We start from the raw sequence: 16,652 nt of genomic DNA, 5'->3' as shown, positions 1-16,652 counted from the left end.
CTTGCGACATCGATGGCGTGAGCCACCACGAAAGCGCAAATTTCAGTCCATGCCAAAACTATCTTAGCGCATATGCCCTCAAGGGGGAGATTGGCTGTCCCTTTGCTTTCGCCAATCGCCAACGCTGATAAGGAAGGCGCCGCCAGTGTAACTGCCAATCTCCCCCCTTGAGGGGGAGATGCCCGGCAGGGCAGAGGGGGGTGCTTCGCCAAGCCAGCCTTCGCCCGAACGGATCAACTCCGCCCATTCACCAGGTCCCCGACAATGTCGTACTTGCCGGAAATACGCATCTTGTAGACTTCGTAATTCTCCATCACGCGCTGGACGTAACTTCTTGTTTCGGTATAGGGAATCCGCTCGATCCAGTCGACGACGGCGTCGATGTCCTTGCCGCGCGGGTCGCCGTATCTGGCCACCCACTGGGCGGCGCGGCCGGGGCCGGCATTGTAGCCGGCGAAGGTCAGCACATAGGAGCCGTCGAAGCGGCCGAGCTGCTCGCCGAGGAAGGCGGCGCCCAAGGTCGCGTTGTAGCCGGCGTCGGTGGTCAGCCGCGCCTGCGAGAAGGTCATTCCGGCCTTGTCAGCCAATTGCCTGGCGGTCGCCGGCATCAGCTGCAGCAGGCCACGTGCGCCGGCGCTGGAGACGGCGCCGATGTTGAACTCGCTTTCCTGGCGGGCGATCGCATAGGCCAGCGCCTTGCCGGAGCCGGAAATGTTGGCGGTCTCGGGAATGGCGCCGAGCGGATGCGACAGCGCCCCGACATCGATGCCGCGCGCGCCGGCGATCTTGCCGACCTTCAGCGCCAGGAAGTGATTGCCCTGCTTTTCCGCCATCGCGGCCAGCAGCGCCAGCTCTCCGGGACTGCTCAACTGTCCGGCGAGGTCGCGGTAAAGCGTGTCGGCGTAGCGCTGATAGCCCGCCTGCTGCAGTCGCCTGATGGCGCAGACCGCCTCGCGGCTGGAAAAATTCCGGTGATCGCTGGCGCTCGGCTGCGGATGGGCGATGTTGAGGATCTGCCGGCCGACGCGCTCACCGGCGAGCTGGCCGTAGAACGTCGTGCCGTAGGCGGCGGCACGGCTAAAATAATCCCTGGCGCTGCCGGGGCCGCCGGCTTCGGCCGTACGGCCGAGCCAATAGTAGGCGCGCGACAGCGATATCGGCCCCTGGGCGAGACCGGCGATCCGCTCAAAATGCTTGGCAGCGGTGGTGGGATCGTTGAGGCCGCGCAGCGCGTACCAGCCGGCATGAAACTCCGCATCGGCCGCGTTGGCAGCAGTTTCGCCGGCGTGTGCGGCGACTATCCTGTAGGCGGTCTTCATGTCGCCCTGGTCGACCAGTTCGCGCGAAAGCACCCGGCGCTCGGCCCACCAGGCATCCGGGTCGATCAGAGCGCTGCGGTCGCTCGGCGCCTTCATCACCATTGCGGCGGCGTCGGAAAACTTCTGCTGCTTGCGCAGATATTGGGCTTGGGCGAAGAGATAGCCGGCCGAACGCTGCGCGGCGGGCACCGCCATCAGCAGCCTGGCCGCGTTCTTGTCGCCCCCATTCTTGTCGCCCTTGTCCGCCGCGGCCCAGGCGTCGGCCAGTTGCCGGGCGCCCGCAAGGCCGGCGACGCGCAGCGCCGAACTGACCCGGTCGGTATAAAACATGCGCTCCATGCGGAAACGGTGGTCTGATGCGGGAATCAGCGTGCGGAATTCCTGGATGATCGCCGCCTCGTCCCTGGCTTGCAGTTTTTCGGTGCGCCAGAAAGGCGACAGCACCGAGCGCGCCGCCTCGACGTTGCCCTGCGAGACATAGGAGCGGGCGAGAATCACCACGCCCTCGGCTGTTTGCGGCTGGCTGCCGCCGAAAGCCTGCACCACGATCTCAGGCGCGGGGTTCTCGCGGTAGAGCGCGCGCTCGCTGTTCTTGCGCAAGGCGATCATGCCCGGCCAGTTCGGCAGCATTTTCGCAGCATCGGCGATGTCGCCGCTTGGCACCTTGTCGCCGCCATAGAACGCGATGGCCCAGGCAAGGATGTGCTGGTCGAGCGAATCGACCGGCAGGGCGTCGCGCACCTGGCGCGCACCGGCAATGTCGTTTGCCGCCAGCGCATCGAGGCCGCTCTTCAACCTGGCGACGCTGGCGGGAGGGGATTCCGGACCCTGCAGGCCGGTATCCAGCAGGTTTGGCTTCGGAATGGTCGACGTGACCTGTGCATCGACCTTGCCGGCGGCCACAAGGGTCGGCGTCAACAGGAGAATTGCGCCAAGCAGCGCGAAAAAATGAGGCTGCCGGGTCGGCATCGTCTTCATCATTTCCTGTCTTGCACAATCACCAACAGGCACAGATCAACTGAAGCCTAGTTGGCTGTGGTGAAGAGCCTGTAAACGGGGCTATCGAAGTCGTTCAAATTGCGCTTGCTGGCATTCTTGTCATGCTTGCCGCGCAACAATGTCGAGACTATGGTGCGCCGCTTCGCTTTCGGCTAGAAGGCGCGCACGACAAAACACCTGCAGCACCGCGCGTCATCTCGGATGCGCAAAGGACGCTGTGGCACTTTAAATTTGGCGCATGATCTTTCCGTGGAATCGGCTCCGATTTTCGGGCTCGTGCGCCAGTCCCAAGGAGTTGGACGACATGCTGAGAGGCTCGCTAACCGCGCTCGTAACACCGTTCGAAAAGAGCGGCCGTTTCGACGAGAAAGCGTTTCGCGCCTTCATCGCCTGGCAGATCGCTGAAGGCACGACCGGCGTGGTTCCGGTCGGCACCACCGGCGAGTCGCCGACGCTGTCGCATGACGAGCACCGCCACGTCGTCAAAGTGTGCGTCGAGGTGGCAAAGGGCCGCGTTCCGGTCGTCGCCGGCGCCGGCTCCAACAACACCGAGGAGGCGGTTGGCCTGGTGCAATATGCCGAGAAGGCGGGCGCCGACGCGGCACTCGTCGTCACGCCCTACTACAACCGGCCGACGCAGCGCGGCCTCTATGCGCATTTCGCTGCCGTCGCCAAAGCGACCAGCCTGCCGATCATCATCTACAACATTCCGCCGCGCTCGGTGATCGACATGATGCCCGAGACGATGGGCCAGCTGGTGCATGACTTCAAGAACATCGTCGGCGTCAAGGACGCCACCGGCAAGGTCGAGCGGGTTTCCGAGCAGCGTGCCACCTGTGGCAAAGATTTCATCCAGCTTTCCGGCGAGGACGCCTCGGCACTCGGTTTCAACGCCCATGGCGGCGTCGGCTGCATCTCGGTGACGGCGAATGTCGCGCCGCGGCTGTGCGCCGAATTCCAGGAGGCGACGCTTTCCGGCGACAACGCCAAGGCGCTGGACTTGCAGGACCGCCTGCTGCCGCTGCACAAGGCGATTTTCCTGGAACCCGGCGTGTCCGGCGCAAAATATGCGCTGTCGAAGCTCGGCAAGGTCGAGAATGTGTTGCGTTCGCCGCTGGTCACCGTCGAGCAGTCGACCGCCGAGAAGATCGATGCGGCCATGAAGCACGCCGGCTTGATTAACTAGCGAGCCCGTTTGGAAACTCTACTCCTGCGGCCAACTGAAGGCGTCACCTGCGCTTCCGGTGCTCACGTACTATATGTACGCTCCGCTCCGGTTCGCGCATGGCCCCGAAAGCGTTCGCTTTCGGAAAGGACCATGCGCAAACTCAGACTTCTAGAGCGTCCTTTGCGCGTTTAAAAAACGCGCGGCGCTCTAGTGGCACCATCATCTGACTCGCAGGAGCGAGTTTCGAAACGGACTATAGACGTCATGAACCAGGTCAGAAAAGCCGATCCCAACAACAAGACCGTTGCGGAAAACCGCAAGGCGCGGTTTTCCTACGAGGTGCTCGACACGATCGAGGCCGGCTTGGTGCTGACCGGCACCGAGGTGAAGTCGCTACGCCAGGGCCAGGCCAACATCCAGGACAGCTACGCCTCGGTCGAGGGCGGCGAGATCTGGCTGATCAACTCCTATCTGCCGGAATATCTGCAGGCCAACCGCTTCAACCATGAGCCGCGCCGGCGCCGCAAACTCCTGCTCAACAAGCGCGAGATGGCCAAGCTGTCGCAGAGTGTCGATCGCGAAGGCATGACCCTGGTGCCGCTAAAAATCTATTTCAATGAAAAGGGCCGGGCGAAGCTTGTGCTCGCCGTCGGCCGTGGCAAGAAACTGCACGACAAGCGCGAGACCGAAAAGCAGCGCGACTGGTCGCGCGAAAAGGGCCGGCTGCTGAAGGAGCGTGGGTAGGCCCGGAGCCACTCTTTTGAAGAACCGGATGAGGAACCGGATTGTCTTTTGGGGTGCGGCCAGCCTGATCCTGGCGTGCCTTGTCACGGCCGCCGGCTATTTTTACTCCCGACCGTTTTCTCCGGACCGCGGCAAATATCCGGTCAGGGGCATCGACGTTTCGCATCATCAGCGACAGATCGACTGGCGGCGTGTTGCCGCCGACGATGTCGCCTTCGCCATCATCAAGGCAACTGAAGGCGGCGACCATGTCGACGATGCCTTCGCCGCCAATCTGCGCGAGGCGCGTGCGGCTGGTCTGGCGGTCGGCGCCTATCATTTCTTCACCTTCTGCAGGCCTGGCGCCGATCAGGCGAAGAATTTCATCTCCGTCGTGCCGCGCGATCAGACGCTGCTGCCGCCGGTGGTGGATATCGAATTCGTCGGCAATTGCCCGCGGCGGCCATCGCCCGAAGAATTGAGCGTTGAACTCTCGGCTTTCCTCGGCCCTGTCGAGGCAGCCTTCGGCAAGACGGCGATCCTCTATGTGACCGACGACGCGGCACGGGCCTATGCCGGCCAGATTGTCGGCCGCCGGCGCTGGGTTCGTTCGCTGGCGCTGCAGCCAGATCATGACGACTGGATCTATTGGCAGTACCACGACAGCGGTCGCGTCGACGGCATCACCGGCGACGTCGATCTGAATGTGCTTCAGGGCGGGCCGGAGAAATTGGCCGAGCTGTTTGCGCCACCGCCCGAATCTATCTCTCCAGAAACGCCGCTATCTCCCTGAAGACGTTGACGAACATTGCTTCCGTCAGCACGCCGGTGTTGGTGTTGTAGCGCGAGCAATGATAGCTGGAAAACAGCGTCACGCCATTGGTTTGCTGCTGCCCGCCATGCTTGAACGGGTAAGCGGCGACACGCTGGCCGAGCGCCCGCACGGTCGATTGGTGCGCGATCGAGCCCAGCGCCAGCACGGCGCGCAGGTTTTTGAACCGCGCGATCGTCGGCACCAGGAACGTCCGGCAGGTGGCAATCTCGGCGCCGGCCGGCTTGTTGTCCGGCGGCACGCAGCGCACCGCATTGGTAATCGCCGTGCCGACAAGCTCCAGCCCGTCATCGGGCCGCGCCTTGAATTGGCCACGGGCAAAGCCGTGTGCGATCAGCGTGTTGTAGAGCAGGTCGCCGGCAAAATCGCCGGTGAAGGGGCGTCCGGTGCGGTTTGCGCCGCGCAGGCCCGGCGCCAGTCCGACGATCAGCAGCCGCACCGCATCCTCGCCCTCGGGTGGCAGAAAGGTCGGCACTGGTGCATTGAACCAGGACGGCTCGCGCTGCCGCCATTGCGCGATAAAATCATGCAGCCGCGGGCAGAGCGGGCAATCGCGGTCGGGCTCGGAGGACGCGACCAGGGGAGCGGTCAAGACCGCCGCCGTCAATACTCGTCCTCGTCGACTTCGGCCGGTTCGGGCCGGCGCACCGGCCGCTCTGACGGATCGCGGCCGACATCGCTCTTCAAGGTAATCAGGTCGATGAAATGATCGGCCTGGCGGCGCAGATCGTCGGAAATCATCGGCGGCTGCGAAGCCATGGTCGAGACGATCGAGACCTTGCGCCCGCGCCGCTGCAGCGCCTCGACCAGCGTGCGGAAATCGCCGTCGCCGGAAAAGATGACATAGTGGTCGACGACATCGGCGAGTTCCAGCGCATCGACGGTCAGCTCGATGTCCATATTGCCCTTGATCTTGCGGCGGCCGGTCGAGTCGGTGAACTCCTTGGCCGGCTTGGTCACCACCTTGAAGCCGTTATAGTCGAGCCAATCGATCAGCGGCCGGATCGAGGAATATTCCTGGTCCTCGACCAGCGCGGTGTAGTAGTAGGCACGCAGCAGGTAGCCGCGCTTCTGGAAGTTCGACAAAAGCCTGCGGTAGTCGATGTCGAAGCCGAGCGCGCGCGACGTGGCGTAAAGATTGGCACCGTCGATGAAAAGGGCGATTTTTTCACGAGGGTCGAACATGGAAATATTCCTTTTCGAAAATATGCGGTCGTCTAAATGCGCGTGACTATCGGTCAGCTTGAAATAACCGGCTGACCTTCGTCATTCGAGATAACGCCGGTTTTACGGCAATCCAAGGGTATGATGCTGCATAGCAAGCAATTGTGATCGGTGCCGCATGTCGCAGGCGGCGCGCGCCCAGACTGGCCTTGGCCAGACCCCGGGCCCAGGCCCCAGGCCCGGCATTGTCCGGCACTGCCAAAAAGCTTGTATTTTGGCGGCGTTCGGGTTATGGACCGCGCCTGTTTTCCATCAAATCCAGGCATGAAAGGGGCAGCTCATGGCCCGCGTAACCGTTGAAGATTGCATCGACAAGGTCAACAACCGCTTCGAACTCGTGCTTCTGGCCGGCCACCGCGCCCGTCAGATCAGCCAGGGCGCGCAGATCACCGTTCCTCGTGACAACGACAAGAATCCGGTCATCGCGCTGCGCGAGATCGCGGAGGAGACATTGTCGCCCGACGACCTCAAGGAAGACCTGATCCACTCGCTGCAGAAGCATGTCGAGGTCGATGAGCCGGAAGCCGACGGCGAGGCGATCGCCGACCAGACCGGTACCGCCGCTGCGGCAACTGACGCCGACGACACCGAGGACAACATCACCTTCGACCGTATGACCGAGGAAGACCTCCTGGCCGGCATCGAAGGTCTGGTGCCGCCGGAAAAAAGCGACGATTATTGATCTTCCCACCGGCCGCCGACACTTTCGCGCCGGCGGTTTCGTGGTTATCTATGACATGCGCCGTACGCCAGTGCGGCGCATGATTCATTTCAGCACTGCGAGATCCCGCCCATGATGCGTCAGTATGAGCTTGTCGAGCGCGTCCAGCGCTACAAGCCTGACGTCAACGAGGCGCTGCTCAACAAGGCCTATGTCTACGCCATGCAGAAGCATGGTCACCAGAAGCGCGCCTCCGGCGATCCCTATTTCTCGCATCCACTCGAAGTCGCCGCCATCCTCACCGAAATGCACATGGATGAGGCGACCATCGCGGTTGCCTTGCTGCACGACACCATCGAGGACACCACGGCGACCAGGGCCGAGATCGACGAGCTGTTCGGTCCGGAAATGGGCAAACTGGTCGAAGGCCTGACCAAGCTGAAGAAACTCGACCTCGTCTCCAAGAAGGCCGAGCAGGCGGAAAACCTGCGCAAGCTGTTGCTGGCGATATCAGAAGACGTTCGCGTGCTTCTGGTCAAGCTTGCCGACCGCTTGCATAACATGCGCACCCTCGACCATGTCCCCGAAGCCAAGCGCCTGCGCATCGCCGAGGAAACGATGGATATCTATGCGCCGCTGGCCGGGCGCATGGGCATGCAAGGCATGCGCGAGGAGCTCGAGGAGATCGCCTTTCGCTTCATCAATCCCGAAGCCTACCGCGCCGTCACCGCGCGGCTCGCCGAAATCTTCGAGCGCAACAAGGATGTGCTGTCCGAGATCGAGAAGGCGCTGTCCACGCTGTTCGACAAATATGCGATCAAGGCCGAGGTCAAGAGCCGCCAGAAGAAGCCGTGGTCGGTGTTCCGCAAGATGGAGGCCAAGGCGCTGTCCTTCGAGCAGCTGTCCGACATTTTCGGCTTTCGCGTCGTCGTCGATACCGTCGAGGACTGCTACCGGGCGCTCGGCGCCATCCACACCACGTGGTCGATGGTGCCCGGCCGCTTCAAGGACTACATCTCGACGCCGAAGCAGAACGACTACCGTTCGATCCACACCACCATCGTCGGACCGTCGCGGCAGCGCGTCGAGCTGCAGATCCGCACCTATCAGATGAACAAGATCGCCGAATATGGCGTTGCCGCGCATTCGATCTACAAGGACAGCGGCGGCAAGGTGAACGGCACTGCCCATGCGATCTCGAAGGAGACCAACGCCTATGCCTGGCTGCGGCGCACCATCGAGCAGCTTGCCGAAGGCGACAATCCCGAGGACTTCCTCGAAAACACCAAGCTCGAGTTGTTCCAGGACCAGGTTTTCTGCTTCACGCCCAAGGGCATGCTGATCGCGCTGCCGCGCGGCGCGACGCCGATCGATTTCGCCTACGCCGTGCACACCGATGTCGGTGACACCTGCGTCGGCGCCAAGGTCAACGGCCGCATCATGCCGCTGATGACCGAACTGAAGAATGGCGACGAGGTCGAGATCATCCGCTCCAAGGCGCAGGTGCCGCCGGCGGCATGGGAATCGGTCGTCGTCACCGGCAAGGCGCGCTCGGCGATCCGCCGCGCCACCAAGAACGCCATCCGCAAGCAGTATTCGGGTCTCGGCATCCGCATACTGGAACGTGCTTTCGAACGGTCAGGCAAAATTTTTACCAAGGAAAGCTTGAAATCGGTGCTGCATCGGCTGGCACGCAAGGACATCGAGGATGTGCTGGCCTCTGTCGGTCGCGGCGAACTTGCCTCTACCGATGTCATCAAGGCGGTGTTTCCCGACTACAAGGACGAGCGCATCACGCTGGCGGCGCCCAAGCAGCGCGAGGAGGGCTGGTCGAAGATCCGCAACGCCGCCGGCATGCTTTTCCAGATTCCGGGCCGCGCCGCACGCAAGGACAAGGACCAGCCAAGGGACGGCGCCGTGCCGATCCGCGGCGTGCGCGGCGACCTGCCGGTGCGCTTCGCGCCGGAAGGTGCCGTGCCCGGCGACCGCATCGTCGGCATCGTGCAGCCGGGGACCGGCATCACCATCTATCCGATCCAGTCGCCGGCGCTGCAGGCCTTCGACGACCAGCCAGAACGTTGGATCGACGTGCGCTGGGACATTGACGAGCGCACCAAGGAGCGGTTTCCGGCGCGAGTCTCGGTCACCGCCATCAACGCGCCGGGCTCGCTGGCCGACATTGCGCAGGTCGTTGCATCCAACGACGCCAACATCCATACATTGTCGATGGTGCGCACCGCGCCTGATTTCACCGAAATGCTGATCGATCTCGAAGTCTGGGACCTGAAGCACCTGAACCGGCTGCTGTCGCAGCTCAAGGACAATTCGAGCGTCAGCGACGCACGGCGGGTGAATGGGTGAATGGCGAGAATAGTGAATAGTGAATAGTGAATAGTGAATAGTGAATAGTGAATAGTGAATAGTGAATAGTGAATAGTGAATAGTGAAAGAAGGGCGCTCTCACTGCCGACTACTGACTATTCACCATGGACGGAGCGAACAATGAACACCGACGAAGTGCTGGGCGTTTTCCGTGAAGCCGGTGCCGTTCTCGAAGGGCATTTCATCCTGACATCGGGCTTGCGTAGCCCGGTCTTCCTGCAGAAGGCGCGGGTCTTCATGCATGCTGACAAGACCGAGCGCCTGTGCAAGGCGCTGGCCCAAAAAATCCGCGCTGCCGTGTCCGGCAGGATCGATTACGTCGTCGGCCCGGCGATCGGCGGGCTGATCCCGGCTTACGAGACCTCGCGCCATCTTGGCGCACCGGCGATCTGGGTCGAGCGGGAAGCGGGCGAGTTCAGGCTCCGCCGCTTCGAGATCGCCAGCGGGTCGCGCGTCGTCATCGTCGAGGACATCGTCACCACCGGCCTGTCGATCCGCGAGACCATCGACTGCCTGCGCGCGCTTGGCGCCGAGGTGGTTGCCGCTGCCTGCATCATAGACCGCTCGGCCGGCAAGACCGATGTCGGCGTGCCGCTGATCGCGCTCGCCGAATATGAGGTTCCGGCCTACCCGGCCGACAGGCTGCCGCCCGAGCTTGCCGCCATACCGCCTGTCAAGCCGGGCAGCCGCAACATATAAGGTATGTCGCCCAAAAGCATGCCCTCCTTGGGCTTGAACCGGGGCTTGAATCGAGGGTTCGCAGCGGTTTGGGGACACGACCTGCCAAAACAAACATTAACTGAGGCGCTACGTTGATTGCCGGTATCGATCATTTCGTGCTGACGGTTAGCTCCGTCGAGGACACCTGCGCCTTCTATCAGCGCGTGCTCGGCTTCAATCGCCTCGACGAGCCGGACCGGCCGACGGCGCTGCTGTTTGGAACGCAAAAGATCAATGTGCATGAGGCAGGCCACACTTTCGAGCCGAAGGCCAAGGCGCCGACGCCGGGCTCCGCGGATTTTTGCCTGGTTGCCGCGCGCCCGCTCGCAGAGGTATGCGCCAGCCTGGCTGCCAACGGCGTTGCGGTCGAAGTCGGGCCGGTCGAGCGGATCGGAGCCCGTGGCCCGATGATGTCGGTCTATTTCCGCGATCCGGACGGCAATCTCGTCGAGATCAGCTGGTACAACAGGTAACCGGGATTTTCGGCGAGAACGAAGTGCATTGGCAAGGTCGGCTTGCGGGCAACTGTGTTCACGCCTGCCGCAGCCATCGTCCAGGTGCGACGCGCTTTAGTTTGCCAAAGCCACAGCTCAGGCCAGTTCCGCTTCCACAGGGCAGTCGAGGCAAGCGGTATAGTTGCAGAGCCGGCAAATACGGTATGCATGGTCCTCGGTGCTGACGAGCCCACGCAACAGCTTGGCGGCAAGATTACCGAATTCCTGCAACTCCTCCTGACTTAGAACAGCGAGCGCTGACGCGAGCCCTTTCTGGCGAGCAGAAAGAATAGCACTGCAGGTCGTCTCGCCCAGAGGAGTGAGCCTTAGCGCTACCGCGCGATGGTCGTCAGGCGCCGAGAACCGAGCCGCCAATCCATCCGCGACCAGTCGATCGACCAGTCTGACGGTGCCCGAATGGGACAGTGACAATGCGCGGCGCAGCCTCTCGATCGACAGGCCCGGTACGTGGCCAATGAGGGTGATCGCGGAAGCCGCCGGGCCGGGCTCCGGTGCTTTGGCCTGAGCGTCCCGCTGCAACGTGTCCGCAAAGGCGAGCGCTAGAGCGCCAATCACATTTTCAATCCTGGAATCGGTCATCGCCAAAAAATATATGCTCGGAGCATATACATCAAGGTCGAATTATTATATGCTTGGAGCATACAAATCGAAGGAGAAGGCCATGTTTACCTCTGCAACCGCCAACGCTCCGTTCGTGGCGCGCATCAATCAAGCTGGCTACCACCTTGCTGCCGTCGGTCGCGCGGTAACCCTTTTGGGGGTGGTGCTTCCTCTGCTGTTGATCGGCATTTTGAAATTTACTGCAATCGAGATCGAGGCGCTTAGGCCATTCGTCGAGAATACGCCTTGGCTGGCATGGCTCTATCCCGCATTCGGATTTGCGGGAGCCTCCTACTTCCTGGGCGTGGTCGAAATGGTCACAGCGCTTCTGCTGATAGCATCTGTCCGTAGCGTCTGGACTGGCCTCGTGGGGGGTGCCATCGGTTCAGTCATCTTTGCGCTGACATCCTCGACAATGCTCACCCTGCCGATCTGGGAAACGGGATCCGGAGGGTTTCCTTTCCTCAACGGGTTAGGTGCCTTTCTGATCAAGGATGTCGCCTTGCTCGGAGTGAGCCTGGTCATATTGGGGAGCAGCCTTCAGCAACTCGTATCCGACCTCGGCCGAAAAATTGATCATGGTGATGAACAACGAATCGAGAGGTGAGAGCATGTCTCTACTCGCTATCTGGCGCAGGACGGACGAACCAGGGCACGATGTCGTGCAGCTAAAGCAGACAGACCTCGGCTGGCACTTGAATGGAGCCGCTGTATACCTGTCGGATGCGGGCCCGGCACGCTTGGACTACACTGTGCAACTGGCCGAAGATTGGACGACCAAATCCGGCAGCGTTCGCGGGTTCATCGGTTCCCAGTCAGTTGATCTCACAATCATCCGCAATGAGACCGGCATCCGCAACGAGACCTGCATCCGCAACGAGACCGGCATCCGCAATGATACCGGCTGGACTGTTAATGGGCAGCCGCAGCCGGCGGTTCAGTCGATGGTGGATCTGGACTACGGCTTTACGCCGGCAACGAACCTGCAACAAATTCGCAGAATGAACCTGAAGGTCGGCGACAAGGCGGATTTTCCGGTGGCCTGGCTGGTTGCCGGCGCGTCGAGTTTGGTTGTTCTGCAGCAAAGCTACCATCGTGTGAGTGAGACCGAGTACACCTACGAGGCTCCCACAGTGCCATACCGTGCTACGCTGCTCATTTCCGAGGCTGGCTTTGCTCAAGATTACCCCGACGGCTGGGTTTTCGAGACCGGCAACGCCGGCGGTGCACTGTAGGATTGCGGCTGAAGCTTGGCTGCTCGCAAGTTGGCATCCATGCAATTTGCTGCTTCGGGGCGAGGCGAACCCGTCGCATTTGCTTACCTCCTGTGGCAGACCATCGCGGCAGCGATTCGTTGTCTTAGGGCCTGGGTGTCGCTATATCGAAGCCTTGATTGCCTTCCGGCGTGCTTGCAGCGCAAGATGTGAAGTCACGCGGCTACCGGGTGGCCGGGCCGGCGTAGTGGATCAGGACAGGGACAGAGTGCTTTTTCGACGCCGCAAGCCTGATGGTCTTCTCGACCGGGTGCGTACCTCTCTGTGGCCACGCCGCTGTTTCTCGCGCTCCATGCGCCTGACGAACAGAGCTGGAATAACCGGACGGGAAGTTGCCGCCCAATGATCATTGGCATCGGCAGTGACCTGATCGATATCAGACGCATCGAAAAATCGCTGCAGCGCCATGGCCAGCGCTTCATCCAGCGCATCTACACCGAGGTCGAACAGGCCCGCTCCGAAAACCGCGGCGCTCGCACTGCCTCTTATGCCAAGCGTTTTGCAGCCAAGGAGGCCTGCGCCAAGGCGCTGGGCACCGGTATGGCGCAAGGGGTGTTCTGGCGCGACATGGGTGTCGTCAATCTGGCCAGCGGCAAGCCGACCATGGCGTTGACTGGCGGGGCGGCGGCGCAACTGGACAAGATCCTGCCTGAAGGGCACAGGGCCGCGATCCACCTCACCATCACCGATGATTTTCCGCTTGCTCAAGCCTTTGTGATAATCGAGGCGGTGCCCGTCGAATAAGCGCCATATTGATCGCATCTGACCACCGGCATGACGTTGCCCAGCGCGCGCCGAGACTCTATACCAACCAACGCATAATCGAGGACGACATGAGCGTGGCTGAAAAATCCCAGAAGAAATCCGGCGGGCTTGGCGAAACCGTCAGCGTCATCGTCCAGGCGCTGTTGCTCGCTCTGGTCATCCGCACGCTTCTTTTCCAGCCATTTTCTATACCGTCCGGGTCGATGCGACCGACCTTGCTCGAAGGCGACTATCTCTTCGTCACCAAATGGTCCTATGGCTTCTCGCGCTATTCGCTGCCGTTCGGGCCGGATCTGTTTTCGGGCCGCATCTGGGGCGCCGAGCCGAAGCGCGGCGACGTGGCGGTGTTCAAGTTCCCGCCGGACCCCTCCGTCGACTACATCAAGCGCGTCGTCGGCCTGCCGGGCGACAAGATTCAGGTCAAGGATGGCCAGCTCTTCATCAATGGCGCCGGCGTGCAGCGCCAGAAGGTCGGGCAGATCGACAATCGCGACATCACCGAGGAGAGCGGGCCGGTCGACGTCTATCGCGAGACGTTGCCGAATGGCGTCAGCTATGACACGCTCGACCTGATACCCAACTCGATCGGTGACAACACCCAGGAAGTCGACGTGCCGCCCGGCCACTACTTCATGATGGGCGACAACAGAGACAATTCCTCGGACAGCCGCTTCACCGTCGGTTTCGTGCCCGACGAGAACCTGGTCGGTCGCGCCAACCTCATCTTCTTCTCGATCGGTGGCAGCGCCAGCCCGCTCGAAATCTGGAAATGGCCGTCGCAGATGCGCGCGTCGCGCCTGCTCCATTTCGTCAAATAGGTCATGGTGGCGACAAAACGGCTGACCGTCGACGCGCTCGCCGAAGCGCTCATGCAGCGCACCGGCCACGCCTTTGCCGATCGACAGCGCTTGCAGCGCGCGCTGACCCATGCCAGTGCCCGCAGCAGCCATGCCGGCATCGACTATGAGCGTTTCGAATTCCTGGGCGACCGCGTCCTCGGCCTGGTCGTCGCCGACATGCTGCTCGCGGCGTATCCTGATGCTGCCGAAGGTGAGCTGTCGCTCCGGCTCAACGCGCTGGTCAATGCCGAGGTGCTGGCGGAGATCGCCGAGGAGATCGGCCTGCCGGAGCTGATCCGTGCCGGCTCGGACGTACGCGGCCTGGACGGGCGCAAACGCGTCAATCTGCGGGCTGATGCGCTGGAATCGCTGATCGCCGTGCTCTATCTCGACGGCGGGCTGGAGGCGGCCCGCGCCTTCATCCACAAATACTGGCGGCCGCGCTCGCAGGCCATCGGTGCCGCCCGCCGCGATGCCAAGACCGAACTGCAGGAATGGGCGCATCAGGCGGCAGGCGCCGTGCCGGTCTACATAATTGACAGCCGCGAGGGACCGGACCACGATCCGCTGTTCACTGTCAGCGTCAAGGTCGGCGCCTATCCGCCGGCGACCGGCAGCGGGCGCTCCAAGCGCGAGGCCGAGCAAACCGCCGCGACTGCACTGCTGTTGCGCGAAGGCGTCTGGCTGAATAAGGGGAGCGCGGCATGACCGCCACCGAAGACGTCCCGCCGGCAACAGAAGCCGCCACCACGCATTCCGGCTTCGTCGCGCTGATCGGCGCGCCCAATGCGGGGAAATCGACGCTGGTCAACCAACTGGTCGGCGCCAAGGTGTCGATCGTCACCCACAAGGTGCAGACGACGCGCGCCATCGTGCGCGGCATCGCCATCCACAACAACGCACAGATCGTCTTCGTCGACACGCCGGGCATCTTCAAGCCGAAACGGCGGTTGGACACGGCGATGGTGACGACCGCCTGGGGTGGCGCCAAGGACGCCGACATCGTGCTGCTGCTGATCGACGCCGAGCGCGGCATCAGGGGCGACGCCGACGCGATCCTCGAACGGCTGAAGGATGTCCGCCAGCCGATGGTGCTGATCCTCAACAAGGTCGACCGGGTCAAGCCCGAGGCGCTGCTGGCCCTGTCCGCGGCAGCGAATGAAAGAGTGCCCTTCAAGCGCACCTTCATGGTCTCGGCGCTGACCGGGTCGGGCTGCAAGGACCTGCTCGACTATCTCTCGGAAACCCTGCCTGCCGGCCCCTGGTATTACCCGGAAGACCAGATCTCCGACCTGCCGATGCGTCAGCTGGCGGCCGAGATCACTCGCGAAAAGCTCTATCTCAGGCTGCATCAGGAACTGCCCTATTCCTCCCATATCGAGACCGAGAAATGGGAAGAGAAGAAGGACGGCTCGGTGCGCATCGACCAGACCATCTATGTCGAGCGTGACAGCCAGAAGAAGATCGTGCTCGGCCACAAGGGCGAGACGATCCGTGCCATCGGCCAGGCGGCGCGCATGGAGATATCCGGTATCCTCGAACAGAAGGTGCATCTTTTCCTGTTCGTCAAGGTGCGCGAGAACTGGGGCGACGACCCCGAGCGCTATCGCGAGATGGGGCTGGAGTTTCCGCATTAGAGCATGTTCCCGAAAATGGGAGCCGGTTTTCGGAAAAGATCATGCTCGAACCAGAAGTCACTATCGACACAGCCCTCGTGAGCCGGTTGGTCGCCACGCAATTTCCTCGATGGAAGGATCTTGCAGTCCGGCCGGTTGCATCAGGCGGATGCGACAACAGGACCTTTCATCTCGGAGACCATATGTTGGTGAGGCTGCCGAGTGCGGCGGCCTATGCCTCGCAGGTCGAAAAGGAACATCGCTGGCTGCCAAGGCTTGCGCCTCTGCTGCCGCTGCCTGTCCCTGTCCCGCTGGCGATGGGAGCCCCGGTCGATGACTATCCCTGGCATTGGTCCGTCTATCGCTGGATCGAAGGCGAGACGGCGACGCTGGAGCGTATTGCCAGCCTGCCGCAATTCGCAGCCGGCCTGGCCCAGTTCCTGGTCGCCCTGCAACGGATCGATCCCGCCCGTGGACCGGCGCCAGGGCAGCACAATTTTTTTCGCGGCGGACCACTGAGCGTCTATGATGGTGAAACCCGGCAAGCAATTGCAGACCTCGACGGCAAGATCGACACAGGCGCCGCGAGCGCGGTGTGGGAAGTAGCGCTTGCCGCGACATGGCACGGCGCGCCCGTCTGGTTCCACGGCGACGTCAGTTGGGGCAACCTGTTGGTCAGGCAAGGTGCTTTGAGCGCGGTGATCGACTTCGGAACTTCGGGCGTGGGCGATCCTTCGTGCGACTTGGCAATTGCGTGGACGCTCTTGGAAGGGAAAAGCCGAGAGGTGTTTCGCGGCGGCCTTCAGGCCGATGAGGCAACCTGGGCGCGAGGCCGTGGCTGGACGCTATGGAAAGCGCTGATTACGGTCGCCGGCCATATAGACATCAATCCAGTCGAGGTTGAAAAGTCGCGACGCGATGAAGTGCTTGCCGATCACCTCCGCGCGGACCGCCGCGGAGGGCACCGACACAGCGCCTGAAAAACTTGATTTCGCCACCGAAGCGGTGACAAGCT

18 protein-coding genes are annotated in these 16,652 nt (G+C 62.2%); 14 read left to right on the top strand and 4 right to left on the bottom strand.

Annotated elements, in window-relative coordinates:
- Window positions 1-233 precede the first annotated feature (233 nt).
- On the bottom strand, window positions 234-2,288 hold the full coding sequence (locus tag AC0L2Z_RS09930) for a lytic transglycosylase domain-containing protein (protein WP_473627735.1): 2,055 nt from the start codon (window positions 2,286-2,288) through the stop codon (window positions 234-236).
- A gap of 334 nt (window positions 2,289-2,622) precedes the next feature.
- Between AC0L2Z_RS09930 and dapA the strand changes: the two genes are divergently transcribed.
- From dapA to AC0L2Z_RS09915, 3 genes are all read left to right on the top strand, one after another.
- The gene (gene dapA / locus AC0L2Z_RS09925) at window positions 2,623-3,504 is read left to right on the top strand and encodes a 4-hydroxy-tetrahydrodipicolinate synthase (RefSeq protein ID WP_023800777.1); all 882 of its coding nucleotides are present in this window, start codon (window positions 2,623-2,625) and stop codon (window positions 3,502-3,504) included.
- Between the two features lie 246 nt (window positions 3,505-3,750).
- Window positions 3,751-4,230, top strand: a complete 480-nt coding sequence (smpB, locus tag AC0L2Z_RS09920) for an SsrA-binding protein SmpB (protein ID WP_023800776.1) — start codon at window positions 3,751-3,753, stop codon at window positions 4,228-4,230.
- 28 nt (window positions 4,231-4,258) lie between these two features.
- A complete protein-coding gene (locus AC0L2Z_RS09915) occupies window positions 4,259-5,002 on the top strand; it encodes a glycoside hydrolase family 25 protein (protein WP_473477326.1) in 744 nt (247 codons plus the stop codon).
- Here AC0L2Z_RS09915 and AC0L2Z_RS09910 read toward each other — a convergent pair.
- Complete coding sequence (locus AC0L2Z_RS09910) at window positions 4,971-5,648, bottom strand: uracil-DNA glycosylase (RefSeq protein ID WP_373420431.1); 678 nt, start codon at window positions 5,646-5,648, stop codon at window positions 4,971-4,973. The two genes, AC0L2Z_RS09915 and AC0L2Z_RS09910, sit on opposite strands and share 32 nt — an antisense overlap.
- A complete protein-coding gene (locus tag AC0L2Z_RS09905) occupies window positions 5,645-6,226 on the bottom strand; it encodes a LabA-like NYN domain-containing protein (protein ID WP_023800773.1) in 582 nt (193 codons plus the stop codon). The genes AC0L2Z_RS09910 and AC0L2Z_RS09905 overlap by 4 nt, the downstream gene beginning before the upstream one ends.
- Before the next feature lie 319 nt (window positions 6,227-6,545).
- On the opposite strand from AC0L2Z_RS09905, the gene rpoZ reads away from it, so the two are divergent.
- The 4 genes from rpoZ (at window position 6,546) to AC0L2Z_RS09885 (ending at window position 10,501) form a co-directional block, all read left to right on the top strand.
- Window positions 6,546-6,947: a DNA-directed RNA polymerase subunit omega gene (rpoZ, locus tag AC0L2Z_RS09900; RefSeq protein ID WP_023800772.1), complete on the top strand. Its 402-nt coding sequence runs from the start codon at window positions 6,546-6,548 to the stop codon at window positions 6,945-6,947.
- Between the two features lie 111 nt (window positions 6,948-7,058).
- A complete protein-coding gene (locus tag AC0L2Z_RS09895; RefSeq protein WP_023800771.1) occupies window positions 7,059-9,287 on the top strand; it encodes a RelA/SpoT family protein in 2,229 nt (742 codons plus the stop codon).
- Between the two features lie 141 nt (window positions 9,288-9,428).
- On the top strand, window positions 9,429-10,007 hold the full coding sequence (gene pyrE, locus AC0L2Z_RS09890; RefSeq protein WP_023800770.1) for an orotate phosphoribosyltransferase: 579 nt from the start codon (window positions 9,429-9,431) through the stop codon (window positions 10,005-10,007).
- 113 nt (window positions 10,008-10,120) lie between these two features.
- Entirely contained in the window at window positions 10,121-10,501 is a 381-nt protein-coding gene (locus tag AC0L2Z_RS09885) for a VOC family protein (RefSeq protein WP_027152729.1), read from the top strand.
- A gap of 117 nt (window positions 10,502-10,618) precedes the next feature.
- Here AC0L2Z_RS09885 and AC0L2Z_RS09880 read toward each other — a convergent pair whose 3' ends face one another.
- The gene (locus tag AC0L2Z_RS09880) at window positions 10,619-11,122 is read right to left on the bottom strand and encodes a MarR family winged helix-turn-helix transcriptional regulator (protein WP_473477502.1); all 504 of its coding nucleotides are present in this window, start codon (window positions 11,120-11,122) and stop codon (window positions 10,619-10,621) included.
- Window positions 11,123-11,204: 82 nt separating this feature from the next.
- Between AC0L2Z_RS09880 and AC0L2Z_RS09875 the strand changes: the two genes are divergently transcribed.
- From AC0L2Z_RS09875 to AC0L2Z_RS09845, 7 genes are all read left to right on the top strand, one after another.
- Window positions 11,205-11,750, top strand: a complete 546-nt coding sequence (locus AC0L2Z_RS09875; RefSeq protein ID WP_473627733.1) for a DUF417 family protein — start codon at window positions 11,205-11,207, stop codon at window positions 11,748-11,750.
- On the top strand, window positions 11,728-12,378 hold the full coding sequence (locus AC0L2Z_RS09870) for a putative glycolipid-binding domain-containing protein (protein WP_473627732.1): 651 nt from the start codon (window positions 11,728-11,730) through the stop codon (window positions 12,376-12,378). The genes AC0L2Z_RS09875 and AC0L2Z_RS09870 overlap by 23 nt, the downstream gene beginning before the upstream one ends.
- A gap of 381 nt (window positions 12,379-12,759) precedes the next feature.
- Window positions 12,760-13,161 carry a holo-ACP synthase gene (acpS, locus tag AC0L2Z_RS09865; protein ID WP_473477504.1) on the top strand — a complete coding sequence of 134 codons (402 nt, stop codon included), beginning with the start codon at window positions 12,760-12,762 and terminating at the stop codon, window positions 13,159-13,161.
- An 89-nt stretch (window positions 13,162-13,250) separates the two neighbouring features.
- Entirely contained in the window at window positions 13,251-14,000 is a 750-nt protein-coding gene (gene lepB, locus AC0L2Z_RS09860; protein ID WP_473627731.1) for a signal peptidase I, read from the top strand.
- A 3-nt stretch (window positions 14,001-14,003) separates the two neighbouring features.
- Complete coding sequence (gene rnc / locus AC0L2Z_RS09855) at window positions 14,004-14,729, top strand: ribonuclease III (protein WP_473627729.1); 726 nt, start codon at window positions 14,004-14,006, stop codon at window positions 14,727-14,729.
- Window positions 14,726-15,658 (top strand): GTPase Era, encoded by a 933-nt coding sequence (gene era, locus AC0L2Z_RS09850; RefSeq protein WP_473477340.1) that lies wholly within the window; start codon window positions 14,726-14,728, stop codon window positions 15,656-15,658. Before rnc ends, era begins: the two co-directional genes overlap by 4 nt.
- Before the next feature lie 41 nt (window positions 15,659-15,699).
- Window positions 15,700-16,617, top strand: a complete 918-nt coding sequence (locus AC0L2Z_RS09845) for an aminoglycoside phosphotransferase family protein (protein ID WP_473627728.1) — start codon at window positions 15,700-15,702, stop codon at window positions 16,615-16,617.
- Window positions 16,618-16,652 lie beyond the last annotated feature (35 nt).

Source organism: Mesorhizobium sp. WSM4850 (genome assembly GCF_055811735.1).
This window is presented reverse-complemented; position numbering and strand designations above follow the sequence as displayed.